Here is a 15,955-nt window from a genome sequence, read left to right on the forward strand (position 1 = left end):
TTCAAGAATTAAATAGGGTTACGGTACTAAAGAACTAAATTGAACCTCAAACAATCCAATCGAACTACCCGCACCATCTAAACGCACCTATATGAATGGATTTCTATTCTAGGGTGGATATTTACTTCAAACTCTATAGTTAAAACAGGAACCGCTTTATATTTAACTGAATTACATTTTATCGAGCCCCATAACGAGCCATAGGCCCAATAGCCTCCTACAGAGAAGGCTGCCCTGGCGGGCTTTTTAGCGTCTGCTGAAAACCAAGGTCTTGGCCTCCTAACTGTTCGAAATGCGCGTCAGATTTACGGTCGAAGCAATCGGTCGAAACACCGCACCCTTTCGCAGATAGTGGCAATGCTTAACGTTGGCCATAGCTTGTGCTTGCGAATAGAGGAGCACGCCTGGGGGCTTGCAGTGGTTCATGAAAGACTGCTTTCGGCCAAAAGCAGACGCTCAACAAGCAGCCGAGATAGAATTCGCGTGATCTTCTCACGAGCGGTCTTCAGGGCGTAAGCGGCTGAGGCTTGCTGCCAACACCACAAGATCGTCGCCACCTGGAAGTCCTTAACCATTGCTCCGCGAAACCCCGAGTTGAACATGCTCACGGTGGCAATCGACGTAAGGCGCTTGTCGGTGCACGCAGCGATCTGTGAGCCACAGGTGACTCCAACGACGCTTTTAATAAATCATCCAAGTATTAAGAAAAACAGAACGTGCAAGAAATGAAACCGGGCTCACCTGAGAAAAAACTAAAAAGTAGATGTTTCAACGATTGTATTTTCGTTTGTGGGAGCATGGATTTTTTATGTTTTCTGGGCCTCCCGCATTTCAGCGCGAACAATTCTAATGCCGGCAATCCCCGAATGGACGACATACCTAGTGACTGGCGCTATTGTCGGACTTATTCTTGCGGGTCGGAAAGTCTACAGTCACCCTGCCGGCAAAGCGGCAAAGCGGCAAAGCGGCAAAGCGGCAAAGCGGCAAGGCGGCAAGGCGGCAAGGCGGGTTGTAGACTCTTTTTTGGGAGGCTTTTGCTTAGCCTTTGTTTGCTCTCTAAACATTTATGACGTTAGCATCTATGTATTGCCTAGCGAAACTATTTATTATGAATCGGAGTATTAGATTGCATTTGATGGGCCGTCCGCCGGCAGGTTTAGCAATTGCGAGGCAGGCATATGGATAAAAGATTCAAATACATACCGTAGAATTAAATTTTGCACGAGCAAATCGGACTTAAACGAGCAAATAAAGCAAGGTATGAATGCCGTATGGATAACTACTCACACAAACAATATAGGATCTTATAATAGTAGCTATACATTTATTTTTAAATAAATTCGCCAGACAGGATAACGTTCTCGATTTCCAGGCAGGGCGCGGCCGTTTGCAGCCCAGTTACGGGTGGCCAAGTCAAAAAAAACGGACAAACATGCCAACGAAACCTGATGTGCTTCAGCGTGAGCTTGCGCATTGCTCGGACGCCGCAACCTGTTGCAATCGACAGAAAAGGTGACAGGCAGCGGCTAAAAAAAACCGTTGAACAGAGTGGCCATCTATCGATTGTATTGTTCGACATATAGTCACACAATGCTTGCCCGTTCCGAGCAGCGACCATTAATTCTAAGTATTGAGACTTGAAATGAAATTGTACTTCTCATGGGAAGAGGCATTTGGACGTTTATTCCCACACTGCAGTTCGAACTCAGTAAATAATAACGGTGTTAGCCTGCTTTCTTGTCTCTTAACTGATGATGGGGGAGTTGGCCTATCGAACACGATCGCGTGGCTAGATGAGGGCATGATGCGAATAAAATCTGTAAGGGAGACTGACGTTGATTTTCAAGAATGGTATCGGGAGGATTGGGGGGCAAAATTTATGAAGGATAAAGTAAGAATTTTTTCACTTTACGATGAAGAATGTGTTGAGTTGCTTAACCTGGGCTCGTTTGAGAAAGCTTTGTCGGCATGGAGGGATTTTGGTGTATTGGTGCCCGAGAAAGGAATGACTCAGGAAGTGGAAATTTAAAAACTATTTATAAGATATACGAGTACGTACCCTTAATCGTCTCACAGATAATGTCCGCTTTAGGTCGATTTCAGCCGGCTCCCACATGCAGCTATTGGCCGATGACTGCCAGTCGCCACCGGCAGCTATCGACCCAAAGCTGACGGTCGGCTTGGCTTAGGTTCAGATTGAGCAAGCCGGTCTCTCACCCAACCGCTCTACCAACCTTACGAGATAACCATCGGGATCCTGGACGATGAATTCGCGCTGACCTACTTCTATTTTGTCAGCCCGATACCAGGTGTCTTTGCATTCTCGATAGAGTGGAAATCCAGCCTGAACAAGTTTTTGGATGATGGGTGCCACAGCCTCAACATCAATCTGTAGGTTGATGCCTCTTCCAAACGGTTTGGTCAATGGCGCAGTCAGCCATTGACCCGCGTCCGGATCAATCTGCTCAAGCATTACTTGAGCACCATTCAAATCAAGGTACGCAAATCCGTCATCCGAACGTTGATAAGCTACTTTGAACCCCAGAAGAGAAACCCAAAAAGCCAGGCTGCTATCCAGGTTGGTGACCATTAACTCCGGAACCAGTTTGTTACGTTCGAACATGAGATGACTTCCATTTCAAAATGCTTGTTTTTGTGAGCGGGCAGGTTCTGCACCTACGGCTTCGCTGCCAGGGCGGGATCGTGGTGAGCATGATGATGCACGCTTGGGTGGGAGTTATCGAGTCGCTTTGAGTGGCAGCTTCTGGCCGATTTCTGCCTTTAGCCGCCGTCAGCTTTGGGTCCAGACCGCTGGCCTACCCGACGGGCGTCTTCTCACTATCACACATTGGAAAGTGTTTTAGGCACGTCAGCGCTGGTGGGAGACCGAAGACATAGAAATCATTGGCTGAATCGTGCCAGCAACCTCTGCGCGTAGACAGGCGGTCATCTTTCTACCGAAACGAGCCGAGAATAGTGTACCGACGGGCAATGGCGAAAATTAGTAACTCAACCTATGTACTATGACTATGGTGATAACCGGTAGCGGCAACCAGGACCACTGCGCAAGCTATTGAAATTGAAGGGGTACAGGCTGGATATATTTTAGTTCCTGCAAGTTGTGAAATCTTTACTCATCCGATGTGTTAAAAACAGCAACCCTTGGCTTAAAGAATTCTGGTTACCTGCCGCTATAAAGGTTGAGTCTTGCTGTTTTTTCTATACAAGACGACGCGGAAGGACAATAGTTATAGTGACTATCAAAATTAAAGGGATATTTATGAGATTCGCTAAACTGTTCGGGGCAGCAACTTTATTCGCCCCTATGATTGCATGTGCCCAAGCGGGCACAATCGTCACCGTGAAGTTGAAGGACTCTACGACTGGTCCAGCCGCGTACACTTTCGAGTACTTTTTCGGGAGTGTAGCCCCCACTCCAAGTACGATTCTGCCTTCTGCAACGACGACATTTGCCCTGACCAGTGTCGCTGATACGGTTTCAGGAATGCGATTCGTCTATACTTCAGGCAATAAGAATGTCGTTTTGCAGCAAGGCACCAGGTCAATCCAACGACTAAAACCTCTAGCTTGACTAAAATGGGCACTAGCACTGGTTCAGATAACGCTACTTGCAACGCCAATGTCACAGCAATTCAATCGGCGCCTCCCTATAACTACACTGTCGAATATGAAATAAAATAATCCGACATTTGTATAGGCACCCTAGCTGAAGATAGCTCTCGTGCTATTTTCAGCGCATGGAGTATTACCATGGATATTTCGATCAAATCGTATCAAGCAAGTACACAGGCAAAGCCTTCTACACAAGAGAAGCTTCCTTCGTCCAACCCTGTAAATTTACCTTCAGGGGATGCCGCCCTCAAGACGACCGAGACCGTCACAATCTCCGATTCTGCACGGGCACTGTACGCATTAAGTAACGCTGATGACAAACAAGCCTCTTTGTCCAATAGGGATTTAAAAGGACAATATGTAAAAGGTCAGAGCGATATGTACAATTTCGGGCAGCGGATTGCTGGCGGGAATCTTAATAACGAGGATCTACTTCCCAAAACAGACGACCCTACCCGTTTGGCGTTAGGTCTGCAGTCACTAGATTACGCAATTGGGCTTTCTAAACTCCCCCCCGAAAAACTTCCAAACCCATTTGAAGGTATGGCCCGAAACGGGCTAAGCAATATTGTTTATGATGATTCAGGAACCTATACAGATGCAGAACGATATGCCGCTTATGGGGAGCTTAGTAAGCAGGATGAAACATATTTTTCCAAGTTGTACGCCAATATAACGAACGGCGGTGACAACAGTGAAATCTTCAAAGGCATCATGGACTATTTCGATGATCTTCCAGGGGTCGAGAAAGCGGCATACCCTGATGGCTTTAGGGACAGTATAAAAAGTCTTTACCAAGAGCAGTTAGGACAATCGGGGCCGCTCGCCCTGCTCAGGCAATCGACTGAAAACGACTCTGATAAATTGTCCCCGAGCTTCTTCAACAAGGAACAATCACCGGAGCAGATGTTACAAACCGTCTTAGAAAAAGCGACTGCTCTTTCGACGATCTGACCAGTCCAAAGCAACCAATGTGTCGCTGCACGGATCAATGACGAAGCGTTTTTACACACTCTGGATCGAAAGCCGTCTTTCGTGAATGTCGGCTAATGGTCGGTTGCTGCCCGTCACGAACGGCATAAATCGGCCAGTAGCGGCCATTCGCTCAATTGAGTTTCAACCGCCTTCAGCTAGGACTAAGGCGACGTAATGAAACCCAATTGAGGATCAAGTGACGTTGTTAGGAAGGAGTGTTGCCCGGACGGTTACAGCCTTGGAGCCAGATTTCACCATAAAACCACTAATCCTCTGGCAGCAGTGATTCAAATGCACTTTTAAGGCAAATTAAGTCATTTTCAGACCTACCTAGCCCACTCCTCACTCTTTAAAGTGCACTGATCATTCAACTATCGGTGTTTTTTATGAATCTATGGTTTCGGCTACTGTTCATGCTACTCCGCCGACCGTGGCGCAACCCCGTAAAAGCTCTGGGGTCAACCGTCATCCGAATGCGCGTATGGCCTCTAGATCTTGACTTCAATCGACACGTCACCAATGGCCGATACTTCACACTCGCCGATGTCGGACGTATGGATTTCGTTCTGCGCAGTGGTGCGTATCGAGTGGCTATTAGAACGAAAGCGCTACCAATCGTAGGGGACACCTGGGGTAAATTTCGTCGTGAGCTTAAGCTGTTTGAAACGTTTGAAGTCCACACCAGAATGCTGGGCTGGGACGACAAATGGAGCTTTATGGAACATCGGTTTCTGAGCAAGGGACGGGTGATCGGAGTTGTAGTAATGCGGGGTCTATTTCGCTCATCTAAAGGGATTATTCCACCAGGCGAATTTGTACGGGAGTTGGGACTACCCGAAAAGTCGCCAGCGATGCCGCAATGGCTGACATCGTGGTCGGCTAGCTGCGATGCGATGAGTGGCCAACTCAGAGAAGAAGAAAGCATCAGCGATCAGCAGTCCAGCTAACCTGCTGATGTTAAGAGCCCCCACTCATTGGTGTACGCTTCTATGTCGTAAACCGAGGTCAGTCAGGAGATGAATTCCGCTATAGACACCATTGAGTGGCCGCTTCTGGCCGATGACTGCCAGTCGCCACCGGCAGCTATCGACCCAAAGCGGACGTCGAGTGCGAGCTTCTGAGAATGCTCGCTAAGACGATTTACGCGGCAAAAGTAAGCACTCTTGCCTCTTGAGTATCCGCTATGAATGCATTGACTTGCTCTTGCGGATGCGGGGAAAGTTCTGGGTATTCATCTGCAAGGTATTCGATGACCGTATCTTCTTCCCAAGGGCCGAGCGAAGTCATGTAGTCAGGGTACTGATTTTGAATTTCTCTCCATGATTGGTAAGGATGCTTGGAGAGGAACATGATTGTTCGGGTGTAGATAATATGAATCTGCACGAATCTATTTCCGTATGTTGACGTCTGGGACACCGCCAGGCGAGTTTATATCCTTTTCAAGATTGCCTTCCTGTTGGCAGCTTCTCCCTGAAGAAAGTGGTGGGCTGGACGTCCGCTTCTGGCCGCAAGCAGACCTTCATCGCCGCATAACTCAGGAAAATGCATCCTCTACAAATGCCTCTAACGCCTTGTCTTCCAGGATTTCGATGGAGAAGTGCCCAAAGCGCTTGGGCAACCAGATAATGCGTGTCCCGGATGGGGATTGCAGGTTCGCGCGGGCCAATGGCTTTCCGTTTTCGTCTTGTGGCTGAACACCGGCGACCATCAGTTCGTCGTAGGCCTTCTCGATGTCCGGCGTCGAATAGCAGTGGCGATAAATCATCCCTTCTCCCGCGGAGTCTAATAGCTCCCTCAGATTCCCCGCCAATGGCTGTACCAACATGAAACGCTCTTGACCGATCAGCGCTATCGCGTAGCGCACATGCAGGCCACCTCGTTCCCAAACGAGCGTTTTGGATATCCGGGCATTAAGTATCTGTGCGTAGTAAGCACAGGCTTCTTCGAGATTATTGACCAATACATCTACGTGACTGAACTTCAGATCCATTGCAGCCTCCCTGTTGAACCGGCGTCAATGTTGAGCCGGAGACCCTCAAAATTCCATGGACTTCATGAGTCCATATTGTCGGTGTAGCAATGCGCCAATTCGGCGATAAACCCGCGTTCAAACTGAGGCAAGCGAGGAGCTGTCCATCGCTTGATGGCGAACAAACGTGACTGCCCGCGTATGGCCGAAATCCGTCGTTCATAAGGCGCGGCTTCCGACCCAAAGCTGCCGTTCGCGAAATGCAACGATTGGCCAAAAGCAGACATCAATATGACCCGCTCCGAGACCACTACTCAAAACGCTGCCCGTCATGCTCCCCTATAGCTGCATTACGGCGAGCGCCCTGCGCAGGGGTTCGTCGGATATTTGGATAGGACCATGAAATGGCACGTCCATGTCCAACACAAGGTATACGGAAGCCGCAATGAGCAATGACGAGACGATGAACATTCCTATCACCATCGAATTACGGGGTGCGCGGTATCCAAAACTAGCGAAAATGAGCGTCAACCAAGCAACAAGCATCCCAATAAGGGGGCCAGGAATCGCTCCCTCCGACTGCTCGACGATCCTCCAGCGTTGCTCGATGAGCGAATGATATTGCTGACGAATATCCTGAAGCATCGTTTCATGGTAGCGGTCCGGGGGCTTGATAACAGCCAATGACTTGCCTATGTCATCCAGGTATTTAGCCGCCTCGCTGTTTCGATGCTGCAGCGCTTCGTCTCCCCGATACGGGGTCTCGATAGCGCGCTCAAGATAGGTGATCAGACGATTGCGCGTGTCTTGTGCCGCATCGCCATAGCCCCGCAGCGTCCGATCAAAAATGATCATGCTGGTTGCGTACCCATGGAAGTTTGCATCAATGGACTCGAAGGTGTTTTTGGCAGAATTAATCATCAAGCCAAAGACCAGCGATGTCATAACCACAAAAATATTGGCGACTAGACGAATTACGGTGTTGGTGTCGTCATCCCTGTGGTGGGATGCCAGTCTTGGGTACCAAAACATCATGAGAAGCGAGGAGGCAACCAGGCACCCAAAAATGGCCAATGCGATCCAGAGAGAGTTCATACATCAGGGCCCTGATCAATTTGCGTCAAGTCTTGAAGGATAGACCATTGGGTGTTTTCAGAACTCTGCTCGGCAGTTACTACGTTTACCGTCCAGAAATGACTTCAGTACTGGTTTGAACACCGGCGGTGATTATCAGTTGGTGTTGGTCTAGCTCTGCCCATCATGAAAGGCAGCGGATCACGAGCGTCTGCTTATGGTCCAGAGTGTGTCAAAGCGCACGTCGAGGTGCATCGCATCCAGCTAGCAATCTGGGCCGATCGCCGGAACACTCTGTCGAATATAGTAATTGTCGAACTCACTGCTTCCGATGAATTGGAAGCCATGGCGGATATAAAAGCGATTCGAAGCGCTTTCTTTGAGAGCACCCACTTTAATAGGGAGCGCAGCCGCATCCGCCTCTTTGAAAATCTGAGTGAGAACAGCAGACCCTACCCCTGACCCTTGCGCGCTCGGTCTCACATACAAGTGGTCGAGCAAGAGTTCATTGTGTTGATGCTTGATCACGACGAAACCAACCCTCTCTCCAGACGCCTCGATGTAGCGGGTGTTGCGAGCCTCAAAACTGCTGAGAAACCGCTCGCGCGCGCGGACTGGATCAAATCGACCAACACGCTCCAGACTTTCGCGCATGGCCTCAATTCGAATGGCTACAAGATTATCCAAGTCGCTCTGTTGAGCCAGGACCAAAATGATTGGGGAATTCTGATTGGGTGCGACGGGCATATTTTGTGCTCCAACTTCTATCCTGGGGAGCCATTGAAGCGGCCCAGATACCGTAGACAAATTTGAGAGTCCACTTCTGGACCAGAGTGTGTAAAACCGCTTAGCCAAAATTGAAGTGTGCGCATCTACGTTAAATCCGAAATTTATCGGCACATCAGCAGATGTGAATTTCGCACAGAAGCGCGATTTTCAGTCCAGTTTTGAGTGCCTATCGCGTAAAAAAACGTTTTTACACAGCCTCGGCCAAGAGCAACCGTTGCGCCTATTCAATAAACCAAGGGCGATTCACCTTTATTTCAAACCGGGTCAGGTATCTATCCTTCTCACTTACCGCTTGACCCATTCTGATTCATCAGGCTAGTTGAGGCCGCCCTTTACCGACCTTGATAAGGAAATTATGAAGCCTCTCTACCTGTGTTCACTTCTGCTGCTTGCAGGCTGCGCCCCAGCGCCGAAATACCTTGTGCCTGCGGGGGCGCCTCAGGCGCTTATCCGTAGCGAGTTGGTGTCGATGGAGAATTATCGAAACAGCGTGTCCCTGGTCGAGGCGCCTCCAATGGCCTGCAAATACGGCAGAACCGTGGCGATTGCGCAGGGAGGGCAGTTGGTTTCCGTTTATAAGAACGTATCGACGCCGGAGGGCTTCTTTCCGATTGAAGCCGGCAAGCCGCTGCACTTGGTGATGCGCGGTGCGGCCAATGCCAATCGCTCGTGCAGCATAGCGTTTGTCAGCCAATTTGCGCCGGGCGCGCGTTACGTGATCAAAGGAGGAATTGTCGACAGCCCGGGCGCGCTGAGCGGTTGTCACATTGACATATTCAATGTCGATTCGGGCGCGCGCGTCCCCATGGCCGATGAGCCGAAAATGGACCGAAATTGTGCGTTGGACCGATTACCGACGCTCCAGTGAGACATTGCACCTCTGCACTGCGCGACCGCTTGCCAGCACCCGAACGATATTAAACGGGCCTCATGGTCGCGCATGGCGAATTACTCAATAGGCCCTCAATAGTCATACGACCTCTCCTGCTCAGCCCTGTCTATCTCTACCTCAACGCAATCACCTAAACAATCTTGTTAAGTCCATAAGAAACAAAGCCCGCGGTCATCCCACAAAAAACCTCCCTTGCCCATTCGCCCCAAACACGCTACAAATCCGCCACAGCGTTGTACGACAACCTAAAAATAATTTGCCATCCTCGACGATGGAAGCCACTGCCCGAGCCCTTACCATGACGCCCCCTGCCCCCAATCTTTTCCCCCGCCACATCGCCGTGCTGATCCTGCTCTGCATGGGCTGCGCCTTCGCCGGCAACCACATCGCCGCTCGCGTGGCCTTCGACGACGGCGCCGGTGTTCTCCTCGCTATTCTGCTGCGCTCCGGCGGTACGTTGTTGGTGCTGGGCGCGCTGGTACTCTGGCAACGGCAAAGCCTGCGCCTGCCTTCGGGTGCATGGCGCTGGCAGTTACTGCTGGGCCTGCTCATCACCGCGCAAAGCCTGTGCCTCTATTCCGCCGTAGCCCGCGTACCGGTAGCGCTGGCGTTGCTGGTGGCCAACGTTTTCCCGATTTTGCTGGCGCTGCTGACCTGGGCACTAGGCGGCCCACGTCCGACGGCGCGCACCGCCTTGCTGATGGGTTTGATTCTGGTGGGTCTGGTGTTCGTGCTGGACGTGCCCGCTCGCCTTTCAGCCGACGCCGACATCGGCCCGCAATGGCTGCTCGGCGTCACCCTCGCCTTCTGCGCTGCCTTTGTATTCGCTTGCGCGCTGTGGATCACCGATCACAAGTTGTCCCAGGTACGGGGTTCGGTGCGCAGTCTGCTGACAATCTTCATTGTGTTCAGCAGCGTTAACCTTGCGGGCTGGAGTGGCGCCCTTGCCGACGGCCTGAGCCCACCGGCCAGCCTGACCGGTTGGCTGGCGCTGGCCACGTTGGTCGTGCTCTACGGCACCGGTTTTATCGTGCTGTTCATGTCGGTGCCGCGCCTGGATATGCCGCGAAATGCGCCGGTGATGAACATTGAGCCGCTGGCGACGTTGCTGATGGGCTGGCTCGTGCTCGATCAAATGCTCAGCGCCGGTCAGGTGACTGGCGGCGTCATCGTGGTGACAGGAATTGTGCTGCTGACGTATCGCACGTCCGCTCAGCGTTCCGCCAAGGCCTGAAGCGTGCCTCTAGCCCTTGCAGAAAGTCGCTGCTGACTACGCGGAGGACTCTTTTGAACCCCGCCGTCTGGCCGCCGCCTCGGATAATCAGGCATCCCCCTGCGCATTCCGAGGCCTTCCCCCATGACGAGCTCATCCACCGAACAGGTCAGCCCCCAAACCCTGCGAAAGGTCATCATCGCCGCCGGCATCGGTAACTTCGTCGAGTGGTTCGACTTTGCCGTCTATGGCTTTCTTGCCACCACCATCGCGCAACAATTCTTCCCCAGTGGCGATGCCAGCGCGGCGCTGCTCAAGACTTTTGCAGTGTTTGCCGTGGCCTTCGCCTTTCGGCCGTTGGGCGGGATTTTCTTCGGCATGCTCGGCGACCGCATCGGCCGCAAGCGTACCCTGGCCATGACGATTTTGCTGATGGCCGGTGCGACCACCTTGATCGGCCTGCTGCCCACTTATGCCGCCATCGGCGTGACAGCGCCGATTCTGTTGTCGCTGATTCGCTGCGCCCAAGGCTTCTCCGCCGGGGGCGAATATGCCGGTGCCTGCGCCTATCTGATGGAGCACGCGCCGAGCAACAAACGCGCCTGGTACGGCAGCTTCGTGCCGGTGTCGACGTTCTCCGCGTTCGCCGCTGCCGCAGTGGTGGCCTACGCACTTGAGGCGTCGCTGTCCGCCGAGGCGATGGGCAGTTGGGGCTGGCGCCTGCCGTTCCTGATCGCCGCACCGCTGGGTCTGGTCGGGCTGTATCTGCGCTGGAAACTGGATGAGACACCCGCCTTCCAGGCCGTGAAGCAGGAACACGCGGTCGCCCACTCTCCGCTCAAGGAAACCTTGCGCAACCACGGTGCGGCGATTTGCTGCCTGGGCGCGTTTGTATCGCTGACGGCGCTCTCGTTTTATATGTTCACCACCTACTTCGCGACATACCTGCAGGTGGCAGGTGGGCTGAGTCGGGCGGCGGCGTTGCTGGTGTCGTTGAGCGCGCTGATTTTCGCCGCGGCAATCTGCCCGCTGGCGGGGCTGTATTCGGATCGGGTGGGGCGTCGGGTCACGGTAATGACCGCCTGCGTATTGCTGATGGTGGTGGTGTATCCGTCGTTCCTGATGGCCAGTTCAGGTTCGTTCGCGGCCTCTATCGTGGGGGTGATGCTGCTCGCGGTAGGTGCGGTGTTATGTGGGGTGGTCACGGCGGCGTTGCTCTCGGAGACCTTCCCGACTCGGACGCGGTATACCGCCTCGGCAATCACTTACAACATGGCCTATACGATCTTCGGGGGTACCGCGCCGCTGATGGCGACATGGTTGATCAGCACCACCGGCAGCAACCTGTCACCCGCGTTTTATCTGATAGCCGTAGCGTTGCTGGCGCTGGCAGGCGGGTTGGCGTTGCCGGAGACATCGAGGATCTCCCTGCATGACGTGGGCGCTGAGGAAAAAGGCTCAGCGGCGGTGCTCTCGCGTTAGTGCTACATGACGTAATGCCCACGAATGCGGTGGGTCAGGTAAGAATACTTCGCCTGTACCGCCGCCTTCGAAGCCTCGCTAAAGCTCGACATCTCCCACAGGAAACTGGGTAAAGCAGGTATCAGCGCTTCACGCAGACAAACAAAGCATTCCCGCTCGTGCCCTCCCAGGACGTGATGCATTCGTAGTCATGCTCGAAGATGTGCACCTCGAACTGTGGCGTCAACAACTGCTGCAACTCGGTGAAACTGAAGGCGACCATCGGATGTTCGTCCTGCCAAGCCTCAGTCACACCCGCAGTGGTCTTCTCGATACTCAGGCGCAGCGCCTGCTGCTCGCCCTCCTCGCTGTAGTGCCAGCCGGAACCGAAGGTGAAGTGGCTGCCTTCAAACTCAACGCTATGGCGTACCAGCAAACGGTTGTCGATGTGCAGCTTGTCCACCGCGTTGAAACAGAACACGCCATTTTCAGCGAGTGCCTCGTGCACGCTGGTCAGGCACATGCGCAGTTTGGCCAGGCTGGCGTTGTAATGGGTCGAGTAGAGAAAGCAAGTGATCAGATCTTGCGCGTCATCCACCTGGAAACCCGCCATGTCCTGGCGGCTGAACCGCGCCTCCGGGCAGCGCAGTTGGGCGAGGTCCAGCATCGGTTGGCTGATGTCCAGGCCGGCGCTGTGGTAGCCAAAGTCGAGGAAATGACGCACATGGGGCCCGGTGCCGCAGGCCAGGTCCAAGTGTCGACGCCCGTTATTGCCGAACAGTTGGTGCAACCGGCGAACGCTGTGACTCTGTGCGCGATAGTCGATGTCGGCGCACATCAGGTCGTAGTAGATGGAAAGATCGGTGTACAGCGCGTTGGAGGACATAGGTAGCCAGAGCGGTCGGCGGGAATTTCGCGGCGGCATGGTAACTCAGTCCGTCGTCAGAACCGTTACACTCGCGCCTCAATCATCCGCCAAGGAGGCAACCATGAGCGTTCGTGGTCAAGACCGTCAGATCGACAACATAGAATTCAACGTGGGCGACATTGCCCGTAGCAAAACCTTCTACGGCGCCGTTTTCGGCTGGACATTCGTGGACTACGGGCCCACCTACACCGAGTTCAGCGATGGGCGGCTGACGGGCGGGTTCACCACGGGAGAACCCGTTCGGCCAGGGGGGCCGTTGGTGATTTTGTTTGCGAATGACCTCGAAGGGGCGCACCAACGAATCACGGCGGCAGGCGCTGTGATAAGCCGCGAGACGTTTGCGTTCCCCGGTGGGCGCAGGTTCCACTTCATTGATCCGGATGGTTATGAACTGGCGGTTTGGTCGGATCAGTGAGTGATCGCTTCACCACGAGTGCAGGCCACGCAGTTTAAGTGGCCCGCATCGCACCCCCACGTCACGCCCAGACCGAGCACGCTGGTGTCCTTGATCGCCGATGGGCCGTTACTGCCGAAGCTGGTTTTGCCAGCAACATCCGCCACGTAGTTGACCACCGAACGCACCTCTTCATCGCGCAACTCATGGCGCCAGGTCAGTGCGCTGCAGGTTTGGTCTCGTAGTGGTGCTGCACCGCGCCTGCGGACAGGTTCAGATACCGGGCGTTGGCGGTGTGGGTCGCGACGGACGGTTGTTACGACCCGGCATCGCCTTTATGCTCACGCAGCAAATTACCGGCGGCGTGCCCGCTCAGAGCGAGAGCACGATTAAAAAAGCACGACAACGCCGCTTATGCGGCGTGAAATTTGAGCTGGAGTCCGTTGTTACGGCGTAAACGGCTACAAAAAGTGATGTTCAAGGAAATCAAATAAAACTCAAGGAAGTCAAATGAGCACGTGGTTCAGTAACATCCAGCTTGGCTTTGATATGGCAACAAGCTTGACAATTGTAGGTGCGGCAATCACTTGGACTGTTCAACAGAAGACACAAGCCGAAGCTGAAAAGGTTCGCGGAATTAATCAACGCGCAACATCAACAGACCTATTTTAAATAAAATAAAAAATCATACTTCAGGTCAATTCATGAAAAATCTTTTGATTGCATCTATCTTATTTGGCTCCGCGCTTTCCTTGAAGGTCTTTGCGGGCGGACTGGAAGTCGAGCATAAACTAATTGAGCAGCGCTGGTACTCTTTCAACGACATCATAGAAAAGCGAAAGAAATATAGCAGGGTAGATATTTCGCGAGGGTATATCGAATATTACTTCGAGGGTGATGAATACACCGCCAAATACCCAGAAGAAAAGTTGTCGCCACGTGCAAAATTCTATTCCAATCATGGGACCGTTGGAACCTATGCGGCTGCTGATTATGAGACCGAGCTAGACAAAGCGTGCGTAGATGTTGTCTCAGGCTCTCTAGGAACATTTAAAGGCAGCTATGAAAACTCTAAAAGACCTGATAGGCAACACTATAAGCGCATGGTTGTTGGCATCAGGTCTCTAACATACAAAGGCCCTGAGTATAACTTCAAGAGCCCTTCATCTTGGTCGCCTGTGGAGTTGCCCAAGGACAAAAGAAGTCTTCTGTGTGAAATTTACGAAGTCAAGAGTGACGCGAGCGATCTGAAATACATTGTTTATGCTGCTTCAGTGGCAACCGCTATGTATGACGAAATTCATACGGCGCCACTGCCAGATAAGTCGAGTAACTAAAACTCCTCGCACTCATGCTGCGGCAACCATTGCTGCGGTATTAGCTGGATCAACCTTGAGGCTGTGAACGGGTTCTACCCCAGGCCCTGCAGTGTTTCTATGTCAGCATCCCGCCCCCCTTCACATAACGCGGCGAACGACTATGACCGACTTCGACTTCAAAACACATTTCATCTCGGTACTGCCACCCGACCCGCCCGGCCTGGACCTCGGCTTTGACGAATTCATCACCTTCAACCCCAGTGACCTGGCCACCCTCCCCGCGCCAGACGCGGAATTCCTCCTCAAGCACGGCCTGCCGCGCGACGCCGCGCCCTTTCTGAGTTTCGAGGCCTACAGCCAAGCCGAAGCACAACGCAGGTTGGCAATATTCGGCATCGCCAACCACTATTATCCTTTGGGGCACACCGGCTCCGGGGACGTCATCGCGCTTGATCGACACAGTCGGACGATTGTCTATTTCAACCACGACGCCCATCACGCGCGCGTACTCATCAATACCTCACTGCCCCAGTTCGCCCGCAGCTTGTGCGTGTTCCAGGCACATCTGCGAGACAACACGATGGCGCGCTGTTTACCCGAGATCCAATGCATCGATCCTGCCGCCGCCGTGCCGGGCACGATGTGGGCGGATGAGGTCAGCGCAGAACTCAACGGGTAGAAGTGAACGCTGATGACCCACCACGAATTGGCCGACCTCTATCGAGCCTATAACGCCGACCTCAACCGTCTCGACTTGATAAGGCCGCCATTGAAACGCAGCTAAACTCCACAGACCCTTGACTGCGTGGAGACTGCTCATGACCCACAAAAACACCCTCTGCCTCTGGTACAACGGGAGCGCCGAAGAGGCGGCCAAGTTCTACGCCAACACCTTTCCCGACAGTGCGGTGAACGCCGTGCATCGTGCACCAGCGGATTACCCGTCCGGCAAGCGGGGCGACGTCTTGACCGTCGAATTCACGGTACTCGGCATCCCCTGCATTGGCCTGAACGGCGGCCCGATCTTTCCCCACACCGAGGCGTTTTCCTTCCAAGTGGCCACCGATGACCAAGCCGAGACCGACCGGTACTGGAACGCAATCATCGACAACGGCGGCCAGCCGAGCGCCTGCGGCTGGTGCAAGGACAAGTGGGGCCTGTCGTGGCAAATCTCGCCGCGCGTGTTGACGGAGGCGGTGACTAACCCTGATCCAGCCATCGCCAAGCGCGCGTTCGATGCGATGATGACCATGACCAAAATCGACATTGCGGCGATTGAGGCAGCGATAAAGGGCTGAGGCGGCAACT

General features: G+C 53.1%; 18 protein-coding genes. 11 read left to right on the forward strand and 7 right to left on the reverse strand.

Annotated elements, in window-relative coordinates; genetic code table 11:
• The first annotated feature begins 1,642 nt into the window (after positions 1 to 1,642).
• Positions 1,643 to 2,029, forward strand: coding sequence for a hypothetical protein (locus ACEN2T_RS02700; protein ID WP_442116258.1), 387 nt, complete (start codon positions 1,643 to 1,645; stop codon positions 2,027 to 2,029).
• Positions 2,030 to 2,191: 162 nt separating this feature from the next.
• Here the strand turns inward: ACEN2T_RS02700 and ACEN2T_RS02705 are convergent, their stop codons facing one another.
• Positions 2,192 to 2,623 carry a bleomycin resistance protein gene (locus ACEN2T_RS02705; RefSeq protein ID WP_032885277.1) on the reverse strand — a complete coding sequence of 144 codons (432 nt, stop codon included), beginning with the start codon at positions 2,621 to 2,623 and terminating at the stop codon, positions 2,192 to 2,194.
• A gap of 1,148 nt (positions 2,624 to 3,771) precedes the next feature.
• Between ACEN2T_RS02705 and ACEN2T_RS02710 the strand changes: the two genes are divergently transcribed.
• Positions 3,772 to 4,587, forward strand: a complete 816-nt coding sequence (locus ACEN2T_RS02710) for a hypothetical protein (RefSeq protein WP_122757564.1) — start codon at positions 3,772 to 3,774, stop codon at positions 4,585 to 4,587.
• A gap of 407 nt (positions 4,588 to 4,994) precedes the next feature.
• Positions 4,995 to 5,555: a thioesterase family protein gene (locus ACEN2T_RS02715; protein WP_442116259.1), complete on the forward strand. Its 561-nt coding sequence runs from the start codon at positions 4,995 to 4,997 to the stop codon at positions 5,553 to 5,555.
• Between the two features lie 193 nt (positions 5,556 to 5,748).
• Here the strand turns inward: ACEN2T_RS02715 and ACEN2T_RS02720 are convergent, their stop codons facing one another.
• The 4 genes from ACEN2T_RS02720 to ACEN2T_RS02735 form a co-directional block, all read right to left on the reverse strand.
• Positions 5,749 to 5,991: a hypothetical protein gene (locus ACEN2T_RS02720; RefSeq protein WP_122681087.1), complete on the reverse strand. Its 243-nt coding sequence runs from the start codon at positions 5,989 to 5,991 to the stop codon at positions 5,749 to 5,751.
• Between the two features lie 151 nt (positions 5,992 to 6,142).
• Positions 6,143 to 6,598, reverse strand: coding sequence for a VOC family protein (locus tag ACEN2T_RS02725; RefSeq protein WP_032885278.1), 456 nt, complete (start codon positions 6,596 to 6,598; stop codon positions 6,143 to 6,145).
• Between the two features lie 318 nt (positions 6,599 to 6,916).
• Positions 6,917 to 7,672 carry a bestrophin-like domain gene (locus ACEN2T_RS02730; protein ID WP_442116260.1) on the reverse strand — a complete coding sequence of 252 codons (756 nt, stop codon included), beginning with the start codon at positions 7,670 to 7,672 and terminating at the stop codon, positions 6,917 to 6,919.
• 243 nt (positions 7,673 to 7,915) lie between these two features.
• Positions 7,916 to 8,398 (reverse strand): GNAT family N-acetyltransferase, encoded by a 483-nt coding sequence (locus tag ACEN2T_RS02735; RefSeq protein WP_095184639.1) that lies wholly within the window; start codon positions 8,396 to 8,398, stop codon positions 7,916 to 7,918.
• Positions 8,399 to 8,795: 397 nt separating this feature from the next.
• On the opposite strand from ACEN2T_RS02735, the gene ACEN2T_RS02740 reads away from it, so the two are divergent.
• The 3 genes from ACEN2T_RS02740 to ACEN2T_RS02750 all read left to right on the forward strand — a co-directional run bounded on the left by ACEN2T_RS02740 (position 8,796) and on the right by ACEN2T_RS02750 (position 12,027).
• Positions 8,796 to 9,308, forward strand: a complete 513-nt coding sequence (locus tag ACEN2T_RS02740; RefSeq protein WP_032885281.1) for a hypothetical protein — start codon at positions 8,796 to 8,798, stop codon at positions 9,306 to 9,308.
• A gap of 322 nt (positions 9,309 to 9,630) precedes the next feature.
• Positions 9,631 to 10,566, forward strand: coding sequence for an EamA family transporter (locus ACEN2T_RS02745; protein WP_181643522.1), 936 nt, complete (start codon positions 9,631 to 9,633; stop codon positions 10,564 to 10,566).
• 123 nt (positions 10,567 to 10,689) lie between these two features.
• Entirely contained in the window at positions 10,690 to 12,027 is a 1,338-nt protein-coding gene (locus tag ACEN2T_RS02750; protein WP_442116261.1) for an MFS transporter, read from the forward strand.
• Between the two features lie 121 nt (positions 12,028 to 12,148).
• On the opposite strand, the gene ACEN2T_RS02755 is transcribed toward ACEN2T_RS02750, so the two are convergent.
• Entirely contained in the window at positions 12,149 to 12,892 is a 744-nt protein-coding gene (locus tag ACEN2T_RS02755; protein ID WP_163033213.1) for a class I SAM-dependent DNA methyltransferase, read from the reverse strand.
• Between the two features lie 103 nt (positions 12,893 to 12,995).
• On the opposite strand from ACEN2T_RS02755, the gene ACEN2T_RS02760 reads away from it, so the two are divergent.
• On the forward strand, positions 12,996 to 13,349 hold the full coding sequence (locus ACEN2T_RS02760; RefSeq protein WP_099602345.1) for a VOC family protein: 354 nt from the start codon (positions 12,996 to 12,998) through the stop codon (positions 13,347 to 13,349).
• Here ACEN2T_RS02760 and ACEN2T_RS02765 read toward each other — a convergent pair.
• Entirely contained in the window at positions 13,343 to 13,531 is a 189-nt protein-coding gene (locus ACEN2T_RS02765) for a hypothetical protein (RefSeq protein ID WP_442116262.1), read from the reverse strand. The two genes, ACEN2T_RS02760 and ACEN2T_RS02765, sit on opposite strands and share 7 nt — an antisense overlap.
• A 307-nt stretch (positions 13,532 to 13,838) precedes the next feature.
• Here ACEN2T_RS02765 and ACEN2T_RS02770 point away from each other — a divergent pair, with 307 nt between their 5' ends.
• From ACEN2T_RS02770 to ACEN2T_RS02785, 4 genes are all read left to right on the forward strand, one after another.
• Positions 13,839 to 14,000, forward strand: a complete 162-nt coding sequence (locus ACEN2T_RS02770; RefSeq protein WP_158234810.1) for a hypothetical protein — start codon at positions 13,839 to 13,841, stop codon at positions 13,998 to 14,000.
• Between the two features lie 32 nt (positions 14,001 to 14,032).
• The gene (locus tag ACEN2T_RS02775) at positions 14,033 to 14,665 is read left to right on the forward strand and encodes a hypothetical protein (RefSeq protein ID WP_442116263.1); all 633 of its coding nucleotides are present in this window, start codon (positions 14,033 to 14,035) and stop codon (positions 14,663 to 14,665) included.
• Between the two features lie 142 nt (positions 14,666 to 14,807).
• A complete protein-coding gene (locus tag ACEN2T_RS02780; protein WP_442116264.1) occupies positions 14,808 to 15,326 on the forward strand; it encodes an SUKH-4 family immunity protein in 519 nt (172 codons plus the stop codon).
• 139 nt (positions 15,327 to 15,465) lie between these two features.
• Positions 15,466 to 15,945: a VOC family protein gene (locus ACEN2T_RS02785; RefSeq protein WP_442116265.1), complete on the forward strand. Its 480-nt coding sequence runs from the start codon at positions 15,466 to 15,468 to the stop codon at positions 15,943 to 15,945.
• Positions 15,946 to 15,955: the final 10 nt, after the last annotated feature.

This window comes from Pseudomonas sp. W22_MBD1_FP4, assembly GCF_052113765.1.
In the GTDB taxonomy this organism is placed as follows: domain Bacteria; phylum Pseudomonadota; class Gammaproteobacteria; order Pseudomonadales; family Pseudomonadaceae; genus Aquipseudomonas; species Aquipseudomonas sivasensis.